Source organism: Nocardia sp. MH4, from assembly GCF_019266065.1.
Taxonomy (GTDB): Bacteria; Actinomycetota; Actinomycetes; order Mycobacteriales; family Mycobacteriaceae; genus Nocardia; species Nocardia canadensis.
This window is the reverse complement of sequence record NZ_LPNR01000128.1, coordinates 127,520-152,442: the sequence shown is the minus strand read 5'-3', so window position 1 is coordinate 152,442 and position 24,923 is coordinate 127,520. Positions and strand designations below refer to the sequence as shown.

Annotated in this window: 27 protein-coding genes, 1 tRNA gene and 1 pseudogene; 19 read left to right on the top strand and 10 right to left on the bottom strand. The window is 64.1% G+C overall.

Annotated features, from left to right (window positions below; all coding sequences use genetic code 11):
- From ATM97_RS31170 to ATM97_RS31155, 4 genes are all read left to right on the top strand, one after another.
- Positions 1 to 1,599, top strand: coding sequence for an NAD(P)/FAD-dependent oxidoreductase (locus ATM97_RS31170; protein WP_084503719.1), 1,599 nt, complete (start codon positions 1 to 3; stop codon positions 1,597 to 1,599).
- Positions 1,596 to 2,453, top strand: coding sequence for an SDR family oxidoreductase (locus tag ATM97_RS31165; RefSeq protein WP_062984890.1), 858 nt, complete (start codon positions 1,596 to 1,598; stop codon positions 2,451 to 2,453). Before ATM97_RS31170 ends, ATM97_RS31165 begins: the two co-directional genes overlap by 4 nt.
- A 62-nt stretch (positions 2,454 to 2,515) precedes the next feature.
- On the top strand, positions 2,516 to 3,559 hold the full coding sequence (locus tag ATM97_RS31160; protein ID WP_062984987.1) for a ferredoxin--NADP reductase: 1,044 nt from the start codon (positions 2,516 to 2,518) through the stop codon (positions 3,557 to 3,559).
- Positions 3,560 to 3,675: 116 nt separating this feature from the next.
- The gene (locus ATM97_RS31155) at positions 3,676 to 4,410 is read left to right on the top strand and encodes a TetR/AcrR family transcriptional regulator (protein ID WP_211300396.1); all 735 of its coding nucleotides are present in this window, start codon (positions 3,676 to 3,678) and stop codon (positions 4,408 to 4,410) included.
- A 630-nt stretch (positions 4,411 to 5,040) separates the two neighbouring features.
- Here the strand turns inward: ATM97_RS31155 and ATM97_RS31150 are convergent.
- From ATM97_RS31150 to ATM97_RS31135, 4 genes are all read right to left on the bottom strand, one after another.
- Positions 5,041 to 5,448: a DUF302 domain-containing protein gene (locus tag ATM97_RS31150; RefSeq protein ID WP_062984895.1), complete on the bottom strand. Its 408-nt coding sequence runs from the start codon at positions 5,446 to 5,448 to the stop codon at positions 5,041 to 5,043.
- A 27-nt stretch (positions 5,449 to 5,475) separates the two neighbouring features.
- The gene (locus tag ATM97_RS31145) at positions 5,476 to 5,715 is read right to left on the bottom strand and encodes a YgaP-like transmembrane domain (protein WP_062984897.1); all 240 of its coding nucleotides are present in this window, start codon (positions 5,713 to 5,715) and stop codon (positions 5,476 to 5,478) included.
- A 48-nt stretch (positions 5,716 to 5,763) separates the two neighbouring features.
- The gene (locus ATM97_RS31140; protein ID WP_062984899.1) at positions 5,764 to 6,033 is read right to left on the bottom strand and encodes a metal-sensitive transcriptional regulator; all 270 of its coding nucleotides are present in this window, start codon (positions 6,031 to 6,033) and stop codon (positions 5,764 to 5,766) included.
- A gap of 79 nt (positions 6,034 to 6,112) precedes the next feature.
- Entirely contained in the window at positions 6,113 to 8,272 is a 2,160-nt protein-coding gene (locus ATM97_RS31135) for an MMPL family transporter (RefSeq protein ID WP_062984901.1), read from the bottom strand.
- Positions 8,273 to 8,381: 109 nt separating this feature from the next.
- Here ATM97_RS31135 and ATM97_RS31130 point away from each other — a divergent pair, with 109 nt between their 5' ends.
- Both ATM97_RS31130 and ATM97_RS31125 read left to right on the top strand, forming a co-directional pair.
- Positions 8,382 to 8,603 carry a DUF2892 domain-containing protein gene (locus tag ATM97_RS31130; RefSeq protein ID WP_062984903.1) on the top strand — a complete coding sequence of 74 codons (222 nt, stop codon included), beginning with the start codon at positions 8,382 to 8,384 and terminating at the stop codon, positions 8,601 to 8,603.
- Between the two features lie 101 nt (positions 8,604 to 8,704).
- On the top strand, positions 8,705 to 9,325 hold the full coding sequence (locus ATM97_RS31125; protein ID WP_062984906.1) for a hypothetical protein: 621 nt from the start codon (positions 8,705 to 8,707) through the stop codon (positions 9,323 to 9,325).
- Between the two features lie 165 nt (positions 9,326 to 9,490).
- Here the strand turns inward: ATM97_RS31125 and ATM97_RS34705 are convergent.
- A pseudogene (locus ATM97_RS34705) lies at positions 9,491 to 9,700 on the bottom strand (cytochrome ubiquinol oxidase subunit I); the annotation flags it as partial.
- 389 nt (positions 9,701 to 10,089) lie between these two features.
- Between ATM97_RS34705 and ATM97_RS34700 the strand changes: the two are divergent.
- Entirely contained in the window at positions 10,090 to 10,533 is a 444-nt protein-coding gene (locus ATM97_RS34700) for a DUF3099 domain-containing protein (protein WP_062984908.1), read from the top strand.
- 193 nt (positions 10,534 to 10,726) lie between these two features.
- On the opposite strand, the gene ATM97_RS31110 is transcribed toward ATM97_RS34700, so the two are convergent.
- The gene (locus ATM97_RS31110) at positions 10,727 to 10,879 is read right to left on the bottom strand and encodes a hypothetical protein (protein ID WP_174562648.1); all 153 of its coding nucleotides are present in this window, start codon (positions 10,877 to 10,879) and stop codon (positions 10,727 to 10,729) included.
- A gap of 474 nt (positions 10,880 to 11,353) precedes the next feature.
- On the bottom strand, positions 11,354 to 11,770 hold the full coding sequence (locus ATM97_RS31105) for a hypothetical protein (RefSeq protein WP_218721768.1): 417 nt from the start codon (positions 11,768 to 11,770) through the stop codon (positions 11,354 to 11,356).
- Between the two features lie 723 nt (positions 11,771 to 12,493).
- On the opposite strand from ATM97_RS31105, the gene xerC reads away from it, so the two are divergent.
- On the top strand, positions 12,494 to 13,687 hold the full coding sequence (gene xerC, locus ATM97_RS31100; protein WP_255588677.1) for a tyrosine recombinase XerC: 1,194 nt from the start codon (positions 12,494 to 12,496) through the stop codon (positions 13,685 to 13,687).
- A 146-nt stretch (positions 13,688 to 13,833) separates the two neighbouring features.
- Here xerC and ATM97_RS31095 read toward each other — a convergent pair.
- Together ATM97_RS31095 and ATM97_RS31090 are read right to left on the bottom strand one after the other, a co-directional pair.
- Positions 13,834 to 13,901: transfer RNA gene (locus tag ATM97_RS31095), tRNA-OTHER, on the bottom strand.
- Between the two features lie 266 nt (positions 13,902 to 14,167).
- Positions 14,168 to 14,632, bottom strand: a complete 465-nt coding sequence (locus ATM97_RS31090) for a hypothetical protein (RefSeq protein WP_101465749.1) — start codon at positions 14,630 to 14,632, stop codon at positions 14,168 to 14,170.
- A gap of 274 nt (positions 14,633 to 14,906) precedes the next feature.
- Here ATM97_RS31090 and ATM97_RS31085 point away from each other — a divergent pair, with 274 nt between their 5' ends.
- Both ATM97_RS31085 and ATM97_RS31080 read left to right on the top strand, forming a co-directional pair.
- Complete coding sequence (locus ATM97_RS31085; RefSeq protein WP_062984914.1) at positions 14,907 to 15,746, top strand: DUF2637 domain-containing protein; 840 nt, start codon at positions 14,907 to 14,909, stop codon at positions 15,744 to 15,746.
- Between the two features lie 217 nt (positions 15,747 to 15,963).
- Positions 15,964 to 16,539, top strand: coding sequence for a hypothetical protein (locus tag ATM97_RS31080; protein ID WP_143876024.1), 576 nt, complete (start codon positions 15,964 to 15,966; stop codon positions 16,537 to 16,539).
- Here ATM97_RS31080 and ATM97_RS31075 read toward each other — a convergent pair.
- Positions 16,524 to 17,048: a hypothetical protein gene (locus ATM97_RS31075; RefSeq protein WP_143876023.1), complete on the bottom strand. Its 525-nt coding sequence runs from the start codon at positions 17,046 to 17,048 to the stop codon at positions 16,524 to 16,526. The two genes, ATM97_RS31080 and ATM97_RS31075, sit on opposite strands and share 16 nt — an antisense overlap.
- Positions 17,049 to 17,278: 230 nt before the next feature.
- Between ATM97_RS31075 and ATM97_RS31070 the strand changes: the two genes are divergently transcribed.
- The 9 genes from ATM97_RS31070 (at position 17,279) to ATM97_RS31030 (ending at position 24,789) form a co-directional block, all read left to right on the top strand.
- Complete coding sequence (locus ATM97_RS31070; protein WP_062984920.1) at positions 17,279 to 17,854, top strand: hypothetical protein; 576 nt, start codon at positions 17,279 to 17,281, stop codon at positions 17,852 to 17,854.
- Positions 17,855 to 18,185: 331 nt separating this feature from the next.
- On the top strand, positions 18,186 to 19,169 hold the full coding sequence (locus tag ATM97_RS31065) for a hypothetical protein (RefSeq protein WP_255588676.1): 984 nt from the start codon (positions 18,186 to 18,188) through the stop codon (positions 19,167 to 19,169).
- A gap of 119 nt (positions 19,170 to 19,288) precedes the next feature.
- The gene (locus ATM97_RS31060; protein ID WP_255588675.1) at positions 19,289 to 19,942 is read left to right on the top strand and encodes a class II glutamine amidotransferase; all 654 of its coding nucleotides are present in this window, start codon (positions 19,289 to 19,291) and stop codon (positions 19,940 to 19,942) included.
- Between the two features lie 84 nt (positions 19,943 to 20,026).
- Positions 20,027 to 21,268 (top strand): amidoligase family protein, encoded by a 1,242-nt coding sequence (locus tag ATM97_RS31055; protein WP_245914568.1) that lies wholly within the window; start codon positions 20,027 to 20,029, stop codon positions 21,266 to 21,268.
- Positions 21,256 to 22,032 (top strand): class II glutamine amidotransferase, encoded by a 777-nt coding sequence (locus ATM97_RS31050; protein ID WP_062984923.1) that lies wholly within the window; start codon positions 21,256 to 21,258, stop codon positions 22,030 to 22,032. The genes ATM97_RS31055 and ATM97_RS31050 overlap by 13 nt, the downstream gene beginning before the upstream one ends.
- 50 nt (positions 22,033 to 22,082) lie before the next feature.
- Complete coding sequence (locus ATM97_RS31045; protein ID WP_062984925.1) at positions 22,083 to 22,418, top strand: hypothetical protein; 336 nt, start codon at positions 22,083 to 22,085, stop codon at positions 22,416 to 22,418.
- Positions 22,415 to 22,897, top strand: coding sequence for a hypothetical protein (locus ATM97_RS31040; protein WP_062984927.1), 483 nt, complete (start codon positions 22,415 to 22,417; stop codon positions 22,895 to 22,897). Before ATM97_RS31045 ends, ATM97_RS31040 begins: the two co-directional genes overlap by 4 nt.
- 418 nt (positions 22,898 to 23,315) lie before the next feature.
- On the top strand, positions 23,316 to 23,855 hold the full coding sequence (locus ATM97_RS31035) for a hypothetical protein (protein WP_062984931.1): 540 nt from the start codon (positions 23,316 to 23,318) through the stop codon (positions 23,853 to 23,855).
- Positions 23,856 to 24,063: 208 nt separating this feature from the next.
- Complete coding sequence (locus tag ATM97_RS31030; RefSeq protein ID WP_062984933.1) at positions 24,064 to 24,789, top strand: hypothetical protein; 726 nt, start codon at positions 24,064 to 24,066, stop codon at positions 24,787 to 24,789.
- Positions 24,790 to 24,923: the final 134 nt, after the last annotated feature.

The window sequence follows — 24,923 nt, the reverse complement described above, 5'->3', positions numbered from 1 at the left end:
ATGAGCAAAAGTCGATCTGCCAAGTATGCACAAAAGGCCAATGGCTCGGGAGGTGACGGAGCGCGAGCCACAGTCCACCGGGCGCAAGTCCTCATCGTCGGAAGCGGATTTTCGGGAATGGGGATGGCAATACAGTTGCTGAGAGCGGGAATAGATGACTTCCTAATTATCGAGAAAGAGACCGAGATCGGCGGAACGTGGCGCGACAACACGTATCCGGGCTGCGCATGTGACGTTCCTTCGCATATGTACTCGTACTCCTTCGAACCCAAACCGGACTGGAGTCGGCTCTGGGCAGGGCAGGACGAGATCCAGAACTATCTCACCGGGCTAGCACGCAAGTACGATCTGTATCGGTTCACTCATTTTGGTCGGACACTGCAATCCGGACATTGGGATCCCGATGATTCCGCCTGGCATCTGGTCACATCCGACGGCCACGAGTACATCGCCCAGTTCCTAGTCTCAGGAGTCGGAGCGCTACACATACCGAGCATCCCTACAATTGACGGGCAGAAGAACTTCAACGGCACAGTCTTTCATTCGGCGCAGTGGGATCATGATTGCTCATTGGCGGGCAAGAAGGTCGCCGTGATCGGCACCGGAGCCAGTGCGATTCAGTTCATTCCCGAGATTGCCAAGGAAGCCGCTGAACTGCACGTATACCAGCGGACGCCAGCATGGGTACTGCCAAGGAAGAATGTCAAGATCCCGGAATCTATCCGTGCGGCATTCACCAGGATGCCGATCCTTGCGAAGGCAGTCCGGGCCGCTATCTACTGGTCAGCAGAATCGTTGTCAATGGGCCTCAATGGTCACCTCAACCTCATGCGCCCACTTGAGAGCATTGCCAAGTGGAACATCGCACAGGGAATCGATGATCCCGTATTGCGCGGTAAACTCACGCCTAGCTATCGCATCGGATGTAAGCGGATTCTCGGCTCGAGTGACTACTATCCAGCACTGAATCGACCAACCACAACCGTCATCACCGAAGGTATCTCTGAGATAACCGAGGATGCGATCGTGTCACGGAACGGTGAGAAGCGTCCAGCGGATGTGATCATCTACGCGACCGGATTCCATGTGACCGACGGGTTTGAAAGTCTTCGCCTCAAGGGCTTGTCCGGCAGGGAACTCGCAACGGTTTGGTCGGACGAAGGGATCCAGACGCACCTCGGCATCACCACCGCCGGGTTCCCCAATCTTTTCTTCCTACTCGGCCCCAACACAGGGCTAGGCCATAACTCCGTAGTCTTTATGATTGAATGCCAGATCAGTTACATCATCTCGGCGATCGATCTTGTCAACAAACGTGGCGCAGCTGCGCTAGAAGTACGCGAGCCGGTCCAGCGGAAATTCAACTCCGAAATTCAGGCCAAGCTGGTCAAGGGAGTCTGGAGTAGCGGCGGGTGTACAAGTTGGTACCTCGACGCACAGGGCGTCAACCGAACTGTTTGGCCGGGCTTCACATGGCAATACTGGCGGCGCACTCGCAAACTGGCGCCGGCGGATTTCGGATTTGTCGGCGAGTTGGCCGGTGCACAATACACCGCCGACCTCCCGAATGCGCTCGAAAAGGGGAACCTTCCGAAATGAAAGATTTCAGAGACCGGGTGGTCTCGGTAACGGGTGGCGGTTCGGGCATCGGCCGCGCCGTCGCAATTCGGCTGGCTGGCGACGGCGCACGGCTCGCGATCGCTGATATCGACGCGGAACGCGCACAGGAGACCGCCACTGTTTGCAATTCGCTTGGTGCAGAATGCCGACCCTATGAGCTCGATGTAGCCAATCGTCACGCATTCCAGGATTACCGGAACCGCGTCCTGGCGGACTTCGGATCAATCAGCATGGTCGTCAACAACGCAGGCGTTGCGCTAGGCGCCGATGTAGTGGACATGGAATGGATCGACTTCGAATGGTTGATGGGCATCAATTTCTGGGGGGTGGTTAACGGAACAAAACTATTTCTTCCGGATCTGATTGATTCAGGTGACGGCCACGTTGTCAATGTTTCGAGCGTTTTCGGGCTGATGGCCATACCCAGCCAGAGCGCGTACAACGCGTCCAAATTCGCTGTCCGAGGTTTCACCGAAGCGTTGCGTCAAGAGATGCGAATTAACCGCTTGCCCGTAGGTGTAACCTGCGTTCATCCCGGTGGTGTCCGGACCAATATCGTACGGGATGCTCGGGGCGTCGGCACAATGGGCGATCAAAAGAAGATTGTTGCCGGATTCGATCGGATTGCTCTCACGACACCCGATGGCGCTGCGGATTCAATCATTAAAGGCGTGCGTCGCAATAAGCCACGCGTTCTCATCGGGCCTGACGCCCTCGGCTTCGATGTTATTACGCGGGCGGTAGGGCCTAGGTACCAGGACCTCAACGCGCCTCTGGCCCGCCTCGGATTCGCGATAGGTCGCCGATACGGTCTGGTGAATTACAATATTTGATGCCGGTCCGCCGGGCTAGACGGGACTTCCGACAGTGGCTGTCCAGCATCGAGGGAGATGGAATGTTCTCGAAGAAAAATATGCCATGTGAGCTCACTGTGTCACGCGTGGTGCAGGAGACGCAGGATGCGGTCTCGATATGGTTTGAAGTCCCGGAGCATCAATGGGCAACATTCTCGTACACTCCGGGACAGTTCCTGACGTTGCGCATTCCTGGGAGTGGCGAGAGGGAACCTGTAGCCCGTTGCTACTCGCTGTCGAGTTCTCCGCACACCGAGGACGAGCTGGCTGTCACAGTAAAACGCACAGCGGGTGGGTATGGATCCAACTGGCTGTGCGACAATATCGCCACTGGCACTATCGTGTCCGTGCTACCGCCTAGCGGACATTTCACGCCGCAGGATTTGAATTCGGATATGGTACTGCTAGCAGCTGGCAGTGGCATCACGCCGATCATCTCAATTATCAAGTCAGCCCTGCTCGAGGGTGATGGCCATCTTGTGCTTTTCTACGCGAACCAGGACGCAGAGAGCGTAATTTTTGGCGAAGACCTTCGCTATATGGCGAAACAGTTTCCGGAACGGCTCATTCTCATAGAATGGCTGGAGAGCGAGCGAGGACTCCCGGACCGAGAAACTCTCTCAGAACTCTGCAGCGCATATAAGAATCGAATGTACTTCGTGTGCGGTCCAGCAGCTTTCATGGACCTAGTGGGCGACGTAGCGCATCATGTCGGCATCCCGCATGGCAATCTCCATCGAGAAATTTTCCAATCTCTTCGTTCCGATCCATTCGACACCGAAATTGGCGTCAAGCAGTCGATGACCACGGAGCAGGCACGTCTCGTGGTCTACCTCGATGGTGACCGTGCCGAGCTTCAATGGCCCAAGGATCTTACGCTCGTCGAAGTCCTGCTGAACGAGGGCTTTTCGCCGCCGTACTCGTGCCGCGAAGGCGGATGCGGCGCGTGCGTATGCAAGGTCATAGATGGTGACATACAGATGAGAGTGAACGACGTACTCGACGAGGACGACATCGAGGAGGGCGACCGCCTGGCTTGCCAGTCTCTACCGATCACCGATACTGTCATTGTGACATTCGGCTAACCGTCCACAACCGGCAGTGGCCGTCCGGCGGTGACATCGCCAGAATCCAGGCGTTAACGGGCTGCCGACCTCGTGTACTTGTCCATCCGTGTAGCCCGTAGCGTAAGATCGGCATCGTGGCAGGCGCGCGACGGAAAATGTTGGAGGTCGGTAGCTCGGTGGTTCGGCGAGTTGACGCACGATCAAGCCGTTGGGAAGAGCATCGGGCCGTAGTGCGCGCGGAGCTGGTCGATGCCGCGTACCAAGCCTTCGCTAAATATGGCCCCGAGGCCAGCATGGACGATATCGCCCGGGAAGCAGGCGCAACAAAACCTAAGCTGTATCGCCACTTCAACGACAAACAGGGCCTCCGTGCCGCTGTGGTGGAGCGGGCGAAGGACCTCATGTGGACCAACATTCTCGATGCGGTCGACTTCGGATCCGAGCCGATCGGTAAAGTGATGAATCAGCTCGTCGAGCAATATACGCAATTGGTCGACGAGCACCGCAACGTTTTCAAATATCTCGTGCGGAGTCATTTTAGCGAGAGCTCATCAGAATCCGATCAGGCCCTGGAGGATGCACGCGAGCTCGCCGGTTTCATTGCTGGCCATTTCGCCGCCGTGTTGGAGAACGTTGGCGCGGACAGCACCGGCATAGATTTGGTCGTGCAGTCAATCATAGGGGCCAGCCTCTCCGCAACCGATTGGTGGATTAACTCGCAAGCCGACCCATCCGCGATGTCCCGCTCGGCCTTCCGGGATCATCTCAGCGCTATCATTTGGGGAATTATCGATGCGTCGTCGCGAGCCCGGGGGATCCGAATCGATCCGACTGCGACGCTGCACACCGAGAATATTGGACTGCTCTAGGCGGATTTCGCATGACAACGAAGTCCGATCAAAGGCCTACATTCCAGGCGTACCATCTCGGTCGCTTTGCTGTGGCTTGCCAGGCCCAGCACGGCCGACGAGCAGGTTCAGGACCGCGCTGGGGTGCGGGGTCTGCTGCAGATTAGAAAGGATTTCGGGCTATAGCTACTGTAATTGCTGATGAGGGTTCTGGAAGGAAGCTGCGCTGCAATGTATCCAGCCCCATTGCTCACGTCATACCACCTCGCGTTGGCAATCATTCTATCATTTCCTTGATATTCAATTGCTTCAGTGCCAGTGGCTGATGCACCGGTGCTACATGTGAGTGCGATACGCATCCCCCCGGCCGGGCACCGGCAAGGACGCCATCGGTCCCGCTCTGCAACCAGTCACCACCGGTGCACTCGGAGTCCGAGGTCTCGAACCGGCGCGCTTGCTCGGCGGGTCGGTCGGAAAGCCTAGGCTTGGCGAAGGCCGGAGTGAGATGTGGTGGGTGGTCTCACCGAGCGGCGTGCCAAGGTTATTCGGGTCGTCGATAATCGGCTCAGGGCCGTAGGGACGATCGGCTCGTTGGGAAGGCGCGGCAGTCTGGCGCAGTGACCGGGATAGACCGGGACGGTGGGCGTCATGTCAAATCCCCGTGGCCCCCAGCGCAGCCAGGGCTGCGCGCAGGCGGGTGGTGGCATCCTCGGCGACCGGATCGAGTGCGGGCTGACCGGTGACTGCGACCATGAGCTGGGGGTTCATCGCTTCGACGATGATGGTGTCGGTGTCGGTCCGGTCGCGACGGACCACGACATTGCAGGGCAACAGGAGCCCGATCTGGCGGTTGATCTCGACCGCTTGGTGGGCCAGGGGTGGGTTGCAGGCGCCGAGGATGCGGTAGTCCTCCATGTCGTGGCCGAGTTTGGCTTTGAGGGTGGCTTGCATGTCGATCTCGGTGAGGATGCCGAATCCTTGCTCGGCCAACGCGTCTCGGGTGCGTTCGAGCGCGTCGTCGAAGGTGGTGTGCAGCGTGGTCGACAGGGCCAGGTCCATTCGTGTGCTCCGATCCGAGGAGAGTGGTCAGGCGGTGGGGGTTGGGCAGGTCGTGTCGGTCAGACCGAGTCGGCGCATCACCAGGGTGGCCGGGCACCAGCCCGCCGCGCTGTAGAGCAGCAGGTTCGCCCCGACCAGGGCGGCCAGAATCAGCCACCACGGGGACAGGGTCACACTCAGCAATACGCTGAGCAGGACCAGGGTCCCGGCCAGGGCCGGGACGAGGCGGGTGATGGTCCATCCGTGCGGTCGCGGTGGCAATGCCATCGGCGGGAGTCCTTCCAGTGTGCGTACCCGACCCCGCGCTGTGCGGGGTCAGGCCAGGGCGAGAAAGAGCTTTTCCAGTTCGTCGATGCTCATGGGCGCGGCCTCACCCTCGGGGGTCTCGGTGAGGCATTCGCGCAGGCCGGTGGCGACGATCTTGAATCCGGCGCGGTCGAGCGCTTTGGAGACCGCGGCGAGTTGGGTGACCACGTCCTTGCAGTCGCGCCCGTCCTCGATCATGGCGATCACCCCGGTGAGTTGGCCCTGGGCGCGGCGCAGCCTGTTGAGTACCTGCGCGATAGCGTCGTCGTTGCCGATCATCGATGTTTCCCTTCTCGGATCCTCCCCCCTATACCCCATGGGGTATAGGGGGTTCCGAGGAAGTGGGTTGGCCGGTGGGTCAGTGGTGAGCGAAGCTGATGGTGGGCAGCACCCGGGTCAGCCACGCCGGGCTCCACCAGGCAGCGTGCCCGGTCAGGCGCAGAATCACCGGCAACAGCACCAACCGCACCAGCAGTGCGTCGAGCAGGACCGCGACACCCAGGATGATGCCCATCTCCTTCGGGGGCAGCGGGTCGGCCAGGGCGAAGGTGAAGAACACCGCCACCATCACCGCCGCGGCGGCGAAGATGACCCGCCCCGAATGCGCGAGCCCGTCCAGGAGCGCGGCGTGGGGGTCGCCGGTGCGCTCGTAGTGTTCCTTGGCGGTGGCCAGCAAGAACACCGTGTAGTCCATGGCGATGGCGAAGATCATCGCGAAGAAGAACACCGGCCCCCACCCGTCGAGGAACCCTTGCGGGGTGAAGCCGAGCAGCTCGGCGCCGTGCCCGTCCTGGAAGATCAGCTTGGCCACCCCGAACGCGGCCGCGGTCGAGAGCAGGCTGACCAGGGTTCCCAGGGCAGCGATGAGCGGGGCCTGCAACGCGATCAGCAACAACACGAACCCGAGCACCAAGATGATGACCACCACGATCGGCAGATAGTCGTCGAGGGCTTGTTGCAGGTCGAGGTTTTCCGCCGCCGCGCCACCGACCACCGCGTCGGCGGGCAGGTCGGCACGCAACCGGTCCAGGATTTCGGCCATCCGCGGTGCGGAGGGATCGACTGCGGGCATGGCCTGCATCATCACCAGATCGGCACCGTCGACGGCGAGCTGGGGCGGGGTGAGCATGACGATGCCGTCGCCGGCGCGCGCGATGGTCTCGGTGGCCGCCGCGTCGGCGGTCGAGGTGATGATCGACAGCATGCCCGGGGCGCCGGGGCCCATCTGCTCGGCGATCAGTTCATAGCCCTGGCGCACCGGCGCGTCGGTGGGCACGACCGCGATCGAGGGCATCGCGGTCTTGAGCCCGAACACCGGTGCGGCCAGCCCGATCAGGATGGCCAGTGCCACCGCGGCGAACGGCCACGGATGCTTGTGCAGGATCTGGGCCCAGCGCGCGAACACCGGCGAGCGGTGCTGCTGGCGGCGCGCGTACGGCAGCGCGGCGGCGTTGATCTTGGTGCCGAGCGCGCCGAGGACGGCGGGCAGCAGGGTCAGGGTCGCGGCGAGGACGAACACCACCGCGAGCATGATCCCGACCGCCATGGTCCGCACGGCGGGAGCGGGCACGATCAGCACCGCCGACAAGCTCACCAGCACCGTCAGCCCTGAGAGCAGGACGGCTTTGCCGGCAGTGTCCATGGTTTCGGTGACCGCGGCGCGGGGATCGCCGGTGCGGGCCAGCGCGTCGCGGAAGCGCGCGACCAGGAACAGCGCGTAGTCGATCCCCAGGGCCAGGGCGAACATCATGGCGAAGTTCATCGCCCACACCGAGATCGGAGTGATCTGATTCAGCAGCACCAACCCACCCGCGGAGGCCACCAAGCCCGCGAGGGTCAGCAGCAGCGGCAGCCCGGCCGCGACCAGCGAACCGAACGCCAGCACCATGATCGCCAACGTGACCGGCCACGACAACATCTCGGCCTGGATCATCGCGTCGTGGTTGGCGACATTGAAATCGCTCCACAACGCCGACGCCCCGGTCGGATACACCTCGATCCCGTCTTTCGACAGCGCGGTCAACGCGGCTTTGTGCTCGTCGACGGCTTTGACCATGTCATCGGTGGAGGCATTGGCGCCCGCGATCACGATGCCGGTGTGTCCGTCAGGGCTGATCGTGAACCCCGGCTGCGGGGCGATCACCTGCCCGATCCGCTCGTCCCCGGCGAAGACCGCCGTGGCCTGCTCGACCACCCGTGCCATCGCCGGGCCACCGATCGTGGCGGTGTCGGAATGGATCACCACCTGCACCGCGGCCGAGGAATTACCGCCGAAATGCTGCTGAGCCAGCTCGCGGGCACGGACCGATTCCGAGCCGTTGGCTTGCCACCCTGCCCCGGCCAGGGAGGTGAACACACTCGGCGCGGCCGCGCCCAGTGCGATCAGCACCAGCAGCCATATCCCGATCACTGCCCGGGTGCGCCCGGCCATGAACGCGCCCCACCGGCCCAGCATTCCTGGCCCGGAGGTCGTGCGGGGTGGTTTCGCCGAGGCGGTATCGAGCTTCGTTTCGGTCATCCGACCCTCCTTTAATACCCCCTGGGGTATATTGATATCGAGTTCGACAATACCCCAGGGGGTATAGTCGAGCGCAACCCCTGTTCCTGTGTCGAAGGAGTGCAGCGTTATGGGCATCGTCGAATTCATGCGAAGTACCGCCGGGCGCCTGGCCCGTATCGCCGCCGGAATCGTGGTGATCGCCGCGGGTTTGCTCCTGGTCGGCGGGACCGCCGGGATCGTGGTGGCGATCATCGGGCTGGTCCCCATCGCGGCGGGAGTGTTCAACTTCTGCTTGCTCGGTCCGGTGTTGGGAGTCGACCTGCAGGGTCGACCCCGCGGCAGCCACTGATCGGCCCAACTTTCGCACCGCATCGAAACCCTGCGCGGCGGCCCACGGCTCATGCCAAGGCGCCAGCCGCCGTTCCTACCATTTCCCTCAGGAGGCCGTCGATGGCCGAAATCGACCTGTATCTCGATCCCGTCTGCCCGTTCGCATGGGTGACCTCGCGGTGGCTGCTCGCCGCCACCGAATCCGGTCCGCACACTGTGCGGCTACAACAGATGAGCTTGGCGGTGCTCAATGAAGGCAGCGACGTCGACGCCGATCACAAGCCGATGATCCAGCGATCACGCCGCCTCGGCCGGGTCTTCGCCGCGGCGACCGACACCGCCGGAAGCGAGGCCTTCGCGCGACTGTATGAGACGCTGGGGACACGACTGCACGTTCGCGGCGACGAGATCGATCACGACGCGCTCACCGACGCACTCACCGAGGCCGGCCTGGATCCGGCATTGGCCCAGCGTACCGAGGACACCGCCCTCGACGCCGAACTCGCGAACACCCACCGAGCCAGTCAGGACGCGCTCGGCAGCGCCGGTGGCAGTCCGATCATCGTCATCGACGGACACGGCTTCCACGGCCCCGTCCTGACCGAATCCCCGACCGCGCAGCGCGGCCCGGGCCTGCTCGCCGCCTTGGTCACCGCCGCGACCACCCCGGGATTCGCTGCCCTGCATCGCCCCTATCAAGGCCCGCCCACAATTGATGCCACCACCGAGGAGGCCCGCTGATGTGCTCACCGGTGCGATGCCGCACCTGCGGTAAAACCACCTGGTCGGGCTGCGGCGCCCACATCGAGGCTGTCCGCGCCCGGGTGGGCCCCGATAACTGGTGTCCAGGCCCTCCAAGGCGAACGGCAGACCGAGCACATCGCCGTAGCGGCCCATGAGCCCCGGCCACAACAGCCCCATTTCGAAACTGAGCACCGTCCCGGAAACAGCACCGATCGCGAACAGGATCGCCGAGACCGTCGCCCACCTTTTGGCCAGCCCCAGCGCGACGGAATCCTCCCGGACCAGGCCACGCCGGTGCACGACATAGATCATGGCGGGAAAGGCGACACCGAAACAGGCCAGCACGATATGCCAGCCCAACGAGAACGCCATCTGCTGGCGAGCGGGCAACAAGCCCGGCGGTCCTTCCCCACTCGCCACCAGGAGCGAGACCACTGTGTTCGACACCATCACAGCCCCTTTCCGCCCCCTGTGACAAGTCAGTTCGCCACTCGGGACTGCACGATCCGATCGCCCCAACACGACCTGTTGCGAAATGCCCGCGCCTGCTCGCCTAAAACAGTTCCCGGGCCCCACCCGTCGACATCGGTGGCAATGCGTACCGGCATCTGCTTCGCCCGCCGTGATCGCGCAGGAGCAGCTCGGCCAGGCGCCGGTCACCGACATCGCATCCGGGCCGACGATACAGTCAGCAATGCGCTCACTGCGGATCCGACATTCGCGCGGTGATTCGGTCCGGCACAGGCGGGTAAGGCCTGCGCATGAAACGGTCTGCGCCGGGCTCTGCCGCCGACGGGGACGAGCGGCAGGCGGCGTTGATCACCGCCGTGGGCTTGTCCTACCCCGAACAGCATCGCCGTCGGGTCCGCAAGTACGTGGTCCTGATGGCGTGTCGGGTGCCGTCGTTGCTGTTGGCCACCGCCGTGTACGCCGCTGGTGGTCCCGGCTGGGTGGCCGCGGCGATCATGGGGGTGACACTGCCGTTGTCGTGGATGGCGGTGTTGATCGCCAACGACCGCCCACCCCGCGAGAAACGCCTTCCCTCGCTGCACCGGTTAACGCCAGTGACCTCATCGCCTTCGACGAACACATGGGAGATCTGGAGGTCGCCGTGGGTGAATGCCGGCGTTCACGGCCGAAGCGCGATCTCGGCTATCCGGCGGTTGTGTGCGACTACGTTGGTGGGGCCACCCCGCTCCTGGTAAGCGCTGCACATTTGCGGTTGAGCTCCGATGCGTGCGCGTCGAGGCTGCGGCCGGGCCATGGCGGTAGCGGCGCGTCGTGCAGCTTCCGTATGGTGGCGCCCGCTGCGGCCCACGCCGCTGGCGATGCGGTCGACGGCTCACCGAGGCGCCGAGTGCCAATCCTGGCAGAGCGGCGAGCGCGAGCACTGGTGGCTTACGCCACAGAACATCCGGAGTCGGGAACGGTGCCGGCCATCGCCTCGACCTTGGTGTCGGTGTTCGACTGTTCAGCGTCGATCTTCAGGAACACCCCGCCGACGTGCAGAGTCGCGCGCTCGTACTGGACGACGACCTCGACTTCTTTCACGTCGGAGATTATGGCTGGGGTGACCATCGACGTCGCCGGGATTATCGCTGGCCAGTGGCCCGTCGCTGGCTTAGCTGAGCGTTGTCTCAACGGATCTTCGCCCGGAACTCTGCTGGTCGCCGCTGTCACTGTTGCGTGCTGCCAACTGGTCGACAATCCCGCCCTGCCACACCCGGCGACGTCAGAATTCACCAATCGGATCGGTGAGATCCGACACTGAGCAACGCTTCAGCCGATGTCCGTTGCCAGTGAAAATAGGCTATTGCCAACCCACCTGAGCCATCGACGCAGCCTTGCCACTGAACCTGGACCATCGAGAGCCCGACCAGCCAGTTCGCCGTGGCCGATGGAGAGAGTTGGCTCACTTTGAATGGCAAATCGGGTCGGGGAGTCTGCCACTCAAAATGGGCCACCGCAGGTCAGCGAGGTTGGCGTGGCTCATCTTCACTGTCACCGGACAGTCGATGCGATCCCTCAGCACAGATGCTGGCTGAACTCGCCGATACCCACGACACGGAGATGATCCATCATCGGCATCTCCCGCAGCGGCATGCAGTTGGCTAAGAGCGCGAAAACTGACACCACCCGAGCGCGAACTCGAACACCACTTCGCGATCTTGGTCTGCCGATCGTCAGCGCGAATTTCGACACCACCCGAGCCAGAGGAAGGGCCGTTGCGTTGCGGGTCGTCGTGCCGCCGAATCGCCCTCGGCACGCGGAGGTCGCCCAGATCAGCAGCGATCGGCGGCTTGGCGCCGCCGGACGGCGAGCGCGCCGGACGAGCCGAGCTCGGGCGGCGGTGTTGAAATTCGCGCTGACGGACATCGAGCCGTCGGCAGGTGGTGTCGGGATTCGCGCTCGCGTGGTGTTCACTTTGGCGCTCAGAACCATGCAGTCTCATGACTTGCCTGTAATGGGGCCGGCGGTGGCTTCATCCCCGCTCGGGCGGGGAGCACTGTAGGCCGGACAGCTGCACCTCCCCCACCCTGGCTTCATTCCGCGCGCCCGGGGAGCACGCATACGCAAAGGTGCCGCAGCTCGATCGGGAGGCTTCATCCTCGCTCGCGAGGGGTGGCCGTCGACGCGCACACCGAACAGTTCGTAGGCGGGGTGACAAGTCTGGCAGTCGCCGTCGCCGAGATGGACTTACTCGACGACGCCGAATCAGGGCCCGGTGCGCTAGTTCAGGGCCAGGTAGACGGTCATGGCGCCTCTCGCGCGACATAGCAATCCTCCACACGGTCGACCGCCGCCGCCACCGTAATGGTCGCAGCAGCCGCTAGAGCTGCGCATTCAGAAAAGTCGCCTCCCCAGACACAGGTCACGTGGACCGACGCCGCGTGCTCGACGCGCACTGCGCGAGGTCGAACCCCGAACTCCACCCGCAGACGACGCCGACTCCCCAACTCACCGAACGGAAAGGGATTTCGTTGCCACACCACACCAAGACAGCCGCCACCCACAACAACCGACTCAATCGGTGTACCCATGACCCGCGGTAGACCACCCCGGCCCCTCGGGGTCCCCGGCAAACCGATGCTCACCGAACTCGCTCCCGGGCACTGGAAAGCCCGCGTCCGGGTCCGCGACTCCTCCGGAAAACGCCGAGAGCTCATGCGTGTCTCCCCGACCAAACTCGACTCCCGCCACCGCCCGATCCCCGACCGCACCGGCCAACGAGCCCTCGACGCCGTCATGGCAGCCGCAGCCGTCATCACCGTCGGCCTCGGCGGGGAACTGTCCACATCCATGACCGTGCGCGACCTCTGGGTCCGCTACCGCGCGAGCCTCATCGCACAAGACCGCACCACAAACACCATCGCCCGCTACGACGAAGTCGCCAAAATGTTCAACACCGCCTTCGGTGACCGGCGCCTGTTCGAAGTCACCACCTCAGCCATCGAAACCTTCCTCACCGAAGTCGGAAAGGCCAGGGGCCCTTCGAACATGCGCACCGGGCGCATCGTGCTCTCCGGGATGTTCCGCTACGCCGTCCGCACCAGCCCCCTCGAAGTCAACCCGGTCCGCGAGGTCCAGATGCCGAAAAATATCGAAGCCAAAGGCCGCACCGGCGGGGCCGGCGACCTCACCACCGACGAACTGCGGTTCATCCTCTCCGCCGTCCGGACCTCCCAGATCCCGTGCCCGCGACAGCTCGCCAAAGCCGAACGAGAACGCGGCACACCCGTCAAGGCCTACACCCCACCGACCGTCGCTGCGTACTGCGAGAGCGCCGACCTCGCCGACGTCATCACCCTCTACGCCGCCACCGGCCTGCGCCGCTCCCAGATGCTCGCCTTGCTGTGGACCGACATCGACCTCGACGCCGCGACCCTGCGCCCCACCGGAAAACTCGTCCGCGTCGCAGGCAAAGGACTGGTCCGGGTCACCAGGAAAGACGACCCGAAGAACCGGACCGGCACCATCGCAGTACCCGAGTTCGCGGTGGAAATGCTCAAACGCCGCAAAGCCGCGGTGGCGAACCGCCGACCGGCTTCTCCGCCGGACCCCGGAATCGAAGTGCTGGACCTGGTATTCCCCTCAGCCGTGGGGACATTGCGTGACCCGCAAAACGTCGGACACGGCTGGCAGCGAGTCCGTGAAGCCCTCGGATTCGCCGAGGACATCACCCCACACAGTTTCCGCCACGCCGTGGCCACCATCCTCGACGACGCCGGCCTGTCGGCCCGTGTCACTGCCGATGTCCTCGGCCACGTCGACCCTGCCATGACCCAACGCCACTACATGGCACGTGGACGCCCACACAAGGCCGCCGCCGATGTCCTCAACCGAGCGGTGACCGGATAACGGATTCAGACCGCTCGCGAATCCGTTCGAAATACGCTGCCCAACTCGAACCCCGCCGGACACTCGCCACTTGAATTAGTGGGGACTTACTGGTGACCACATAGCCCGCAAATCAGACCAAAAACATGGCCTGAACTGCGCATATGTGGAGCTAAGGGGAATCGAACCCCTGACCTTCTCGATACAGGCGAGACGGGCTACCATAGACAACTCCAAACAACAAATCGGACAACTGATTTGCGCTCCTACCTGGTGAAACGCACTGGCTACGACAACTTTCGACAACGATGGACAACGGTCAGCAACGGGCCGCCCAGCTGAATTAGTGGTGACATAGTGGGGAGCGCCTTGCGGTCCCACTCCCGACGCCGAGCATCACGTGACGCATTGGGATGCCCGATTCCGCCGAGCTCAGCAAGCCTCGCCCGCACCAAGTTTCGGGAAACCCCGAGCGCCCGCGCGGCCTGAATCGGAAGCTGGTCACGGCCGGTCGAGGCGGGCGATACGCGCCAGCACCGACGCTCGGGTCAAGCCGCCGTCGGGGTGGCGATCCAGGTCGGTGCGCTCACGCGCCATCATCGATTTCACTGTGCCGGTGGCGACTCCCAGCATCGCCGCGGCCACCGAGTACGACACCGACTCGGTGTCGTCCCTGCCGACCGAGCGGCCCACCATGCGCCCGACCGGTGTTCGCCACCACACCGGCTCAGGCTCTTCAGGCCAGGCGACGCCAGCGAGGTCGATCACGGTCTGCGCGGCGACCTCATCATCGTCGCTACACAGCGACGCCGCCAGGGTGGGGGCGGTCTCGGCGATGCGTTCTCGCGTCATATCGGCGAGGTCGAGAGCTCCGATCGCTTCGAGCGCTCCGACGATGTAGTTGTCCAGGGCACCTGCCAGCTGGTCGGCGACGGCGGCGGTATTGCTATCGGTCATCGAGAACACTCCTTGACGGTAGAGGCAGAACCGACCCAGTGATCACGGGCAACCGGTGCGACCCACACAACGGTATGCAACCGCAAATCGGTTGGCAACCATTTAGCGGTTGCATTGTGGCTGGATGCCGCGCGCCGTGTTGACCCGTCCCGTCAGCCACCGCGTGGCACATCCGATCGCCGCAATGTCCTGACCATCAACACCCCGAACGATGGGACCAGCCATGCAGCCTGCATCACCACGATCTACCCGAACTCAGCCGACTACGAGCGAAGACGTGCGCATGGACCGTGCGCACGTCTTCTTCTGGACCGAGCTCTGCATCGCCGCCGGAGTCAGCGTGGTCGGCAACGCAACCCAAGCCGTCCTCCATACGACCGTCTTGCCAGCAGTCGCGGCCACCGTCGCTGTCATCCCGCCCCTGGCCTTGCTGGCCGCGGTGCACGGCGTCGCCCTGCTCACCCGTGCGCACACCGCCTCCCCTACTGCGCGACGCGCTGCGACCGCGCTGACCGTGGTCATCGCCGGTGGCGCGTTCTGGCTGTCGTTCACCGCGCTGCGCGCTTTGGCGATCACCGCAGGTGTGCCCGCCGCCGAAGCATGGCTTTGGCCGCTCATAGTGGAGGGGAGCATGACGCAAAGTTCTCTGGCCCTGTTGACGTTGGCTCACACTCAGCAGCCTGACACCGACACCGAGTCGGTAACTCCAGCCCCAGCACCACAGCCCACACCCGAACTACCCGAATCTCGCAGCGCGCCCGTCACACTACCGGCTCCACAGCCAGCCGCCACCGAGCCCATCGAGGACGCCGCCGCCGAACAACCTGCGGACAAACGCCCCGACCTCGACGTGTTGGCAGCATTGATCTGCGAACAAGATCCCGGCGGGCGGCGCGATCGCGGCACTGTCACCACAGTTCTCACACACCGCTATGTCGACGAGTGGAATGCCAGTCGTATCTCTCGCGAGCTCGAATGTAGCCGCTCGGCGGTCAGCCGTATCCTGCGCGACGCCGAGCGGTTGCGTGCGCACGCAGCCACCGACCGTGCACACGCCGAGGTTGGGCCGCCGACTGTGCGTGCGCACCCTGACAGCGATCGTGCGCACGGAGAACACCTATGACGGGTTGGGCCAGACAATGTTTCAACATGCGCACACCCCGCCCGAAACTATGCCGATGTGGGCCAGGACACATCGACAGTTTGAGGCCATCCGGTGTTGGATCGATGCACGGTTCGTTGCCAGGCACCACCTCTCGTGTACTAACTCCAGCGAAACCCACGTCCTTGGGGGACCAGTGAACTTCGATATCAGCTGCCCGCAATGCCAAAGTATCGACTTGGTCCAGAGCGTGCCCGCCGCCATGTCGGAGGGAACGCACAGCGGCTACAGCACCGGCATGCATGCCGGGTTCGGCGTCGCCCTGGGAGGAACTGTCCCCATCATCGGTACCTCTACCCACGAGTTCAGCCACAGCTCCGCCCTAGCCAGAAGCTTGGCGTGGCGACCAGTTCTGCCATCGGCGGGCCCGCTGTCCGCCCTAGGCACGGTCCTGATGTTCTTCGTCCTGATCATGTTCGGCTTCTGCAGTATCGGGTTGACCATGGATCCGTTGCCATCCAATCCGATCCGGATGATGGCCTCGCTGCTGGGCCTCTATCTGTTTCCAATCGTGCTGTCTATCCCGGTTGTAGCGATCTTGACCGTCGCGTTCAAGCGTGCCCGCCGCAACGGCAAGGTCGATGCCGGGCACAACCGCGCGCGCGGTGTCTGGAGCCACGCCTACTACTGCCACCGATGCGGTGTCGCCTACTGGCCATACCCAACAGAACCCGGCATCCCCTACCGGGTCGCCCTCGCACCAAGCCAATTCCGTTGGCATGTCTGGAACACCGGCGGCTACGCCAAACTCTGACCGTCCGATTCATCAGCGTTTGGCATGACCTGCGGTTCCCTCTGAGCCTCTGGCCGTCCAGGTTCCTGGGCCAATCCGGGGAGTCGACCGCGATCACGCAGCTTAGGATTGTTCGCTGCCCTGTCGGAGGCTCGGGCCGAGGCCATCAGTTGTCGCACTTGTTTGTTGGTCAATTCGAGCAGTTCACCGATGCTGTCATCGGACTCCCCCAAGTCGCGTATCTCCGCCACAGCGCCCGCTTGCTGACCGAGCCATCGAGCAACTTCTGCCTCGTGCTCGCTTTCCAGCTGTTCGATCCGTTTGCGTAGCTCACTAACGCGCTGATCATGTACCCCGGTGCACCGGCGGATCGATCCGGCAGCGCGCAGGTAGACCTGGACCGCGTCCATCATGGCGGCCTCGCGACGTTCGGCTTCGTCACGCCGAACCTTCATCACGTTATGGACCTCGTCCAAACGCCGACTCAATTCGGGATCGCGCTTGGACCGTCGTTGTTTGCCAGTAGGCATCTCAATCTCCTGAGAATGGCCCGACCAGCGGCTCTTCCACTTTCAGACTACGCCTCCGCCAGCGGGGCTTGCCAGTGCTGTGAAGGGAACCACATCTGCCACAACATCTCTCAGTCGAAACGGTGATCCGCTGAATGTCGCACGTTGCGGCGGGTCGGACCCAGCGGTCTTCGCGCCGCACCCCCACATGAGCGTTCACCCGTGGCACCGATTGCACAGAACGGACACCAATGACCGATGCACTCAACAGGATCGAGCTGGCACTCCGCGAGATTGCCGGACCAGAGTTCATCAGGACCCTCACAACGACTCTCACGCAGCAAGACTGGGCCGAAGACGAGATCAGTCGAGCACAACAGCGACATCCCGACGTGGCTGACGTGATGCACCACAGCTTTTCGTTGTTGACCGCGACTCACGAACGAATGGCCACCGAGTTCGTCTACCGAGCCCATGCCCGGGAGCTCATCGAGCGGGTCGCGACCGGAGTCTCGACCAAGCCCGGGACCTCGGTCGAGGTCGTGCTGTTGCTGATGCGTGCCAGCCTCGTAACGCCGTTGAACACCACCGCGTTCGGCCTGTACTTACGAATGTGGCGCCAAGCAGGACTGCCCGACCTAGGCGGGCCGATCGAGGACCTTGACGGGCACTACGAAGCCATCAATACCAGCGGGATCGATGACTTCGAAGCCATCGCCCGTCGCAAGCTCGCGAAGCCCTCACGGGTGCTGACGCTCGTCGCCTGCGAGGGCCGCCACCTCGGCGAACCGGCCGACTGCCGCTTTACGTCCGCGCGAGCCGCCTGACCTGCGCCTCCGCCTTTTCGTCCTGAATTTTCGCGCCGCATCCCGGGTTTCGGGTGCGGCGTTCGTCGTTTTCCGGAAGGGGTTATTTGCTGTGCCCGAACTTGGTTTGCTCGACCCGTGTGGGATCTGTCGATCCCGTGAGCCCGACATCCACGTCGACATCGACGGCGGACGCGTCTGCCAACGCTGCGTGCTGACCTGCGGACAGTGCTACCGCTGCGGTGCCCGCTCGATCGCCCTGACCGAGACCGCCGAAGCAGGACAGCTGTGTTCGATCTGCGTGTCCAGGTTGCACCCGTGCGGGTCGTGTTCGGCGGTCACGTTCACCCGGTTGCCGGTCGATACCGGTGGGTTCGTGTGCGGGATCTGCGCACACCAGCTCTATGACCAGTGCTTCCAATGCGAGCGCTACACCCTGCACAGCCGCTACGTCGTCGGCAACCAACGCGCCTGCCCAGCGTGCGCACAGTTGCAGCGCTCGTGCCGGGACTGCGGCACGCTGATCGCCGGGCGCCGCGGCTGCGATCGTTGCGCTGATCCGCACGCGTTGTGGAACTACTCCTACCGGCCCGATCCGATCTTCCACGGCACCGGGCCGCTGTTCCTCGGGCTGGAACTGGAAGTCATCGTGCCCGAGGATCGCTTCGACGACGCGATCGCTACCGCGACCGATGCGCTCGGTTCGCTCGGGTATTTGAAGCGTGATTCCTCGATCCGGCCATCGGGTTTCGAGATCGTGTGCCACCCGATGACCTACCAATACGCCCTGACCGAGTTCCCCTGGCAGCTCCTCGACAAGCTCGCCCGGATGGGGTGCGAAACCGACGACAGTGTCGGTCTCCATGTCCACGCTTCCCGGACCGGGTTCACCGGGCCCGCCCACATCTACCGGTGGATGAAATTGGTCTATCGCAACCAGGACCAGGTCTCGATGTTGGCCCGACGCGTCAGCCGCTACGCCCCCTTTGAACCCAACACCCGCGCTCGGGCGAAATACCTCGCGAAAGGCTGCCGCAACGCGGTCGGGTTGCCGCGGTATCAGGCGATCAACCCCCACCCCCGCGACACCCTCGAACTGCGGGTTTTCGCCAGCTCTCTCGAAACCCGCGCGGTGCAGGCGGCATTGGCGTTCACCGAGGCCTCGATCCGCTACACCGCCGACCTCACCATCCCCCAGATCCACGCCGGCGGGTGGGACTGGGAGCGGTTCACCGACTGGCTGACCCGCCGGCTCGAATACGCGCCCTTGGTCGCCGAACTCGCCGACTTGACCAACCTTGCTGACGAACAGGAGGTCGTGCTGTGTGCCTCTTAACTTTCATCCCGGCCTCCGTGGCCCCCGACCCGACCGCGTTGCGCCATGGTGCCGAGTCGAACCCGCACGGGCACGGGTTCGCGGTCATCGCCGGGCCGACGATCGTGACCGGCCACGGCATGAACGCCGATGAGGTGATCGACTTGTTCGCCCGTGTCCGAGCCCAGCACCCGAGAGGTCCGGCGCTGTTTCATTCCCGCTATGCCACCCATGGCATCCGGACCGTAGACAACTGCCACCCTTTCCGCCTCGCTGGAGACAAGCGAACGGTTCTCGCGCACAACGGAGTCCTGCCCAAACGCGTCCACCCCGGCCCGTATGACTGGCGATCGGATACGCGCATCGCGGCCGAGGACTACCTGCCGTCTGAGCCGTTCGGGTCGATCGATACCTACCGCGGGTTTCGTGGGCTGGAGTCGTGGTTGGGGTCGTCGAAGCTGCTGATCTTCACGGTCGACCTGGCCTTCGATCAGCAGGTGTATCTGTTCGGGGAGTCGAAAGGCCAGTGGGACAACGGAATCTGGTACTCGAACACCAGCTATCTGCCGTTGAGCCAGCGCTACCCGAAGCGGTATGTCTGCGAGAACTGTGACGACATCGACCTGTACCGGGTGAGTCGCTACTGCGTCAAGTGCGGGTGGTGCTTCGCCTGCGAGAACCGGTTCCCGCACTGCGAATGCCGCCAACCCCGCGCCCGCAGCACCCGCCATCGCGCCCTCAGCCGCCCGATCGCCCTGCCCGCGGCGCGCCCGCCGACTACACCGAGCACCTAGCAGACCTGACCTGCCCACCACCACTTTTCACCTCAGCCTGCACCCGTCGGTGCGGGCTTTCGTCGTTTTCAGGGAAGGAATTCGATGCCCACCGCTGTCATGGTCGACCTCGCCGAATGCGAGGCCTGTTCCACCCCACACCCGCTCACGGAGTTGGTCGAGACCGCTGAGGACGACCGGCTCTGCTCTGGTTGCGTCGCCGATCTGCAGCTGTGCGCGGGCTGTGATCTTCCCGCCCGTGAGACCGCGCTGACCACTGATGACGACTACCGGTGTGCCAGTTGCCGATCGGCGTTCAGTGTTTGCGATGACTGCGTGCGCTACGCCCGCTACGTCGTCGCGGTTATCTCCGGTGGTGATGTGTGTGAGTCCTGCGCGCTGGAGTACTCCACCTGCGAGGACTGCAACTTCGCTGTCGCCGAGCCGATCTCGATCAACGGTGATTGGTCGGTGTGTGATGACTGCCGCCAGGACTATCGCGAGTGCGACCGGTGCGAGACCCTCATCCGCGGCCGCGAGGACTATTGCGAGGACTGCTACCGACCCGACCATGCAATGGTCCACGACTCCGAGTACACCCCGCGCCCGATCTTCCACGGCAGCGGCCCGCTGTTCCTGGGCCTCGAGCTCGAACTGCGCACCACACCAGTCGGTTTCGACGACTCGGTCGAGACCGCGAACGACCAGCTCGGGCGTTTGGCCTACCTCAAGCACGACGGCTCGATCAGCTGCGGATTCGAGCTCGTCACCCATCCAATGAGTTTCGACTACGCGATCGCGGAGTTTCCGTGGTCGGTGCTGTCGCGGTTGCGGTTGCTGGGCTGCTACACCGACGACGAGGTCGGCATCCACGTCCATCTGTCCCGGGCCGGGTTCGACTCCCCTGCCCACATCTACCGCTGGCTCAAACTCGTTTACCGGAACGAGGACGAGGTCACCACGCTCGCGCGCCGACACGATTCGCAATGGGCGGGCTTTCATCCCGACATCCGCGCCAAAGCCAAGGAACTCGCGCACGGCGGCCGTGGATGGGGCCGCTATCACGCCATCAACACCCGCCCTCCGCACACCTTCGAGCTGCGGATCTTCGCCAGCTCACTGCAGCGCCAGCAGGTCCAGGCGGCCCTCGGTTTCGCCCACGCCTCCGTGGAGTACACGCGCACCCTGCGCTCCTACGACGTCGCCCGAAACCAGGGCTGGGACTGGGCCACGTTCACCGCGTGGGTCGCCACACGACCGGAGTACGCCGCGCTCACCGCGGAGCTGACCGCCACCGGATCGAGTGTGTCCACCGAACACCAGGAGGACCTCGCATGTGCATCCTGACCTTCATCAAGCCCGGCATCGTCGCTGACTACGACGCCCTCGCCGCCGGCGCCGCCGCCAACCCGCACGGGCATGGTTGGGCCGTCCATGCCGGAGACCGGCTCATTGTCGGGCACGGCCTGGATCCGAAGACCACGATCACCGAATTCGCCCAAGCCCGCTCGCTGTTCCCGGACGGGCCGGCGTTGTTCCACTCCCGCTTCGCCACCCACGGCAAACACACCACCGCGAACTGTCACCCCTTCGCTATCGGTGGTGACAAACGCAGCGTGCTGGCCCACAACGGGATCCTGCCCGAGCATGTCCACCCGCTCCCGGGTGACGATCGCTCCGATACCCGGATCGCGGCCGAGGACTTCCTGCCCCGGTTGCCGTTCGGGTCGCTGGATTCCTGGACCGGACGCACACGGTTCGAACGCTGGCTCGGGACCGACAAGGCCGTGATCCTCACTGTCGATCCCGCCTACAAACACCCCGCCTACATCTTCAACGAACAGGCCGGGCACTGGCGGGACGGGTCCTGGTATTCCAACCACTCCTACGACCTGGGCCGCTTCCCCCAGGGCGTGGTCTTTGACTACGGGTTCGACGACGGCTTCTGCGACAACTGCGGCGCCGAGATCGACGACCCGGACGGCCCGCACTGCCTCTATTGCGGTTACTGCGTGCAGTGCCAGCGGACCTACCCGCGCTGCACGTGCGCCTGCCCCGACGAGTCCGAGCGCTACGCCGACTTCATCGACATCGAACTCGAAACCGCCTGACCCCCAACATCTATCGCTCCGTGTGGAGCTCTGCGGGAAGGAAACCCTCGATGACACATCCCCTGACCACTCCTCCCCTGCGGTATCGGCTGCGCGCCGCCCTCACCCAATTGCGCGGAGCAGGGTCGGCCGCCGATCCCGCCACCGGTTCGCGCGAGTCGACGCTGGTGGTAGCCGCACTGCACGAGGCACGCCACCACAACCGCCCGGTCACGCTCCGCACCCGCGGTGGACACCTGATGCCGCGGCTGAGCGTGGACAACGTCCACAACCGCCACGCCAGCCTGAGTACCGACTCCCGCGAAGCAGTGATCGTGCCGTTGCGGTTCATCGAATCCGTGCAGCAACTACGCCCCACCACCGACGGCGAGCGGGGGCTGTTGTGAGCACCACTGCCCTCGGCGCGGCCGACCCCTCCCGCTGGACCGCACGCCTGCACCCCATCCCCCAGCTCGCACGGGAAGTGTTGGTCATCGGCTGGCACGCAGCATTCGCCACCACGCCCGCCGCAGGTACACGGGTTGCGGTGTTTCCCGACGTCGAACCCGGCCCCGATCATCTGACGGTGATGGCGTTGGTGCGCATCGAACACGCCACCGCGCTCGACACCATCACCGACGACGGCACCCACGAAACCCAATGGGGTCCAGACCCGTTCGGGATCGCCAAGACCGGCATCAGCTGGCGGCTGGTCCCCGCCCACCGTGACGGGGATGGCCGGTGGGTGATCGCACCAGGGTGGTGGGCCGCCAACGGCGAGGAAGCAGTTCTGTCGAACTCGGTCACCGAACGCGCGCTCGGCGCACCCACTGTCGTGCCGGTCTATGACCACGACCCCCACACCGGCAAACGCTGGACATCGTGATTACCCACATCGGTGAACTCACCGCGTGGATGCGCGCCCAGATGCCCGCCCTCGACGAAGACCGGCACCTGCCCTGGAACAGCGGCACACCAACCGCCGCGTCGCTGGTCACGCTGATCCACGTCCGCGTCGAAGCCCCGTTCACCCCCGATCGGGCCACCACGGTGGTCCTGGTCGCCCACCCCGCTCCCGCCGACGACACCGAACCGCATGCCGGATCGACAGATTCGAGGACCACTTGCCCAACAATCCCCGCTGCCCCGCCTCACGCTCGGCTGCGGCCGAGCGTGTTCCGATCCCCGCGCGCTTGGCGCATTCTCCGGTCTCGGCGGGACTGGTAGTCCCGTATATCACTCTGGCGCACCGGGATCGGACCCGTCCGATATGGGGTCGGATCGACGCGCAGCGCCTCGGTGAGGTGCTGGACAACAAGCGGTGCCAGGTCTGCGGCGAACCGCTCGACGCGACCCTGGTGCTGATGATCCGCCCTTCGGACTACGTGCGCGGCGTGGCCGTAGAGCCCGGCTTGCATCCTGAATGTGCTCTATACAGTCGGCGTGCGTGCGTGATGCTGGCCGGGCACGTCGACCGCTACAACCCCTCCGGCGGCAGCCCGCTCAACCGGTGCGGTGACCCGCTGTGTCGCTGCCGATTCTGGGCCTCTGTCGAAGACAACGATGCCACGCCGAGCCGCGAGGGCAAACCCGCCGAAGCCTGGTACGAGGCCTGGATCAAGCTCGAGGACTACCGCATCTTCACCGTGCCCGCCGACGAATCCGGTCCCGCCGCCACCGGAATCGCGCTTCGCCGGGTGCCGTTGCTGCGGCTGCGTAAGGTCCGCGATCCCGCACCCGACGGCGCCAACACCGAGTGGATGGACATGCTCGCCAAGATCGTCGCGGCTCGAAGGCTGTGGAACACCCTGGTCGTCGACGAACACCCTGACATCAATTCCTGATTCCCGCCCGTTCCGGCGTTGCGCCCGTCACCGTCCGGCTTGGCCGTGACCGGTGCGGTCGCGACTTCGGGCACCAATGGATGGAGAACCTGTGACAGAAGAGGGTGCACTAGTGACCGACGAACACTGCGCTCAGGACCAGCGTGCCTCGCCAGCACAACGTTCCTACTATCAACGGTGCGCAACATGCCAGGCACCGATCGCGCCATTGCAAGCCGACAAAGCAGTCGGGGTTACGCCGCCCCGACAGTGGGTCGACAAGACCAACAACGTCCACCAGTTCGACCCGGTCGACCACGAACACTCCCCCTCGCCCCTGTGCTCGTGCGGTCACACCGCCGAGCAATCCACCGGGCGACCCGGCCGGTGTGGCGTCTTCAAGTGCACCTGCACAGACCACCCCGCCCCGGACCTGATTCCGCGGGCCGCGCCGATCGACTGGGCCCAGGTCGGTCAGGACGCCCACGCCCGCGGTGAGCCAGCAGCCCCCGCACTGAACTCCTCTGTGCGCGAGGCGATCGCGGGGATGGCGGTCGGTGGCGGCGCTGCCGAAATCATGCGAACCTTCCTCGACGGATGGAACCAGGCCCAAGCCCTGGCCGACATCGCCACCGCGATGGCGGACAACGCAGAGGTCGCGGCCGCGATCGGCCCGGTCACCACAGCACGATTGATCTCGATCGCTACCGACCTCTACGACACCTACGGCGACCCCGACGACATCCTGAGCACCGGACAACTCGACACCCTCGAACGGTTGCGCCTGCACCCAGACCCATCAGACGGGCGATCACCGGCGATACGGCCCTGGGATGTCATCGCGATCGCCGTCACAGCGATGGAGCTCGCCGACCAGCACGGACTTCGCGACGCGTCGCTGTGGGAGGTGATCGACTGCGCATACCTCCACATCCACACCGGCCCACGCCACTGACCCGATCACCAACTGGATCCGTCGGCGATCCGACCGACAGATGGTGAGCCACTCTCACCTGCATCCACATGTTGTGGATAACTCTGTGGACAACCACAACACCTTCGACCCTGAACCTCATTATCGAAAGTTTG

What these genes read in the sequence shown, in the direction of transcription:
- ATM97_RS31070 (WP_062984920.1), top strand. Translation starts at nt 17,279, where the DNA reads ATGACCGATGCACTCAACAGGATCGAGCTGGCACTCCGCGAGATTGCC.
- ATM97_RS31135 (WP_062984901.1), bottom strand. Translation starts at nt 8,272, where the DNA reads ATGACCGAAACGAAGCTCGATACCGCCTCGGCGAAACCACCCCGCACG.
- ATM97_RS31150 (WP_062984895.1), bottom strand. Translation starts at nt 5,448, where the DNA reads ATGGACCTGGCCCTGTCGACCACGCTGCACACCACCTTCGACGACGCG.
- ATM97_RS31055 (WP_245914568.1), top strand. Translation starts at nt 20,027, where the DNA reads ATGCCCACCGCTGTCATGGTCGACCTCGCCGAATGCGAGGCCTGTTCC.
- ATM97_RS31105 (WP_218721768.1), bottom strand. Translation starts at nt 11,770, where the DNA reads ATGGTTCTGAGCGCCAAAGTGAACACCACGCGAGCGCGAATCCCGACA.
- ATM97_RS31125 (WP_062984906.1), top strand. Translation starts at nt 8,705, where the DNA reads ATGGCCGAAATCGACCTGTATCTCGATCCCGTCTGCCCGTTCGCATGG.
- ATM97_RS31145 (WP_062984897.1), bottom strand. Translation starts at nt 5,715, where the DNA reads ATGGCATTGCCACCGCGACCGCACGGATGGACCATCACCCGCCTCGTC.
- ATM97_RS31075 (WP_143876023.1), bottom strand. Translation starts at nt 17,048, where the DNA reads ATGCCTACTGGCAAACAACGACGGTCCAAGCGCGATCCCGAATTGAGT.
- ATM97_RS31170 (WP_084503719.1), top strand. Translation starts at nt 1, where the DNA reads ATGAGCAAAAGTCGATCTGCCAAGTATGCACAAAAGGCCAATGGCTCG.
- ATM97_RS31130 (WP_062984903.1), top strand. Translation starts at nt 8,382, where the DNA reads ATGGGCATCGTCGAATTCATGCGAAGTACCGCCGGGCGCCTGGCCCGT.
- ATM97_RS31045 (WP_062984925.1), top strand. Translation starts at nt 22,083, where the DNA reads ATGACACATCCCCTGACCACTCCTCCCCTGCGGTATCGGCTGCGCGCC.
- ATM97_RS31140 (WP_062984899.1), bottom strand. Translation starts at nt 6,033, where the DNA reads ATGATCGGCAACGACGACGCTATCGCGCAGGTACTCAACAGGCTGCGC.
- ATM97_RS31160 (WP_062984987.1), top strand. Translation starts at nt 2,516, where the DNA reads ATGTTCTCGAAGAAAAATATGCCATGTGAGCTCACTGTGTCACGCGTG.
- ATM97_RS31165 (WP_062984890.1), top strand. Translation starts at nt 1,596, where the DNA reads ATGAAAGATTTCAGAGACCGGGTGGTCTCGGTAACGGGTGGCGGTTCG.
- ATM97_RS31085 (WP_062984914.1), top strand. Translation starts at nt 14,907, where the DNA reads ATGGACCGTGCGCACGTCTTCTTCTGGACCGAGCTCTGCATCGCCGCC.
- xerC (WP_255588677.1), top strand. Translation starts at nt 12,494, where the DNA reads ATGCGTGTCTCCCCGACCAAACTCGACTCCCGCCACCGCCCGATCCCC.
- ATM97_RS34700 (WP_062984908.1), top strand. Translation starts at nt 10,090, where the DNA reads ATGAAACGGTCTGCGCCGGGCTCTGCCGCCGACGGGGACGAGCGGCAG.
- ATM97_RS31060 (WP_255588675.1), top strand. Translation starts at nt 19,289, where the DNA reads ATGAACGCCGATGAGGTGATCGACTTGTTCGCCCGTGTCCGAGCCCAG.
- ATM97_RS31050 (WP_062984923.1), top strand. Translation starts at nt 21,256, where the DNA reads ATGTGCATCCTGACCTTCATCAAGCCCGGCATCGTCGCTGACTACGAC.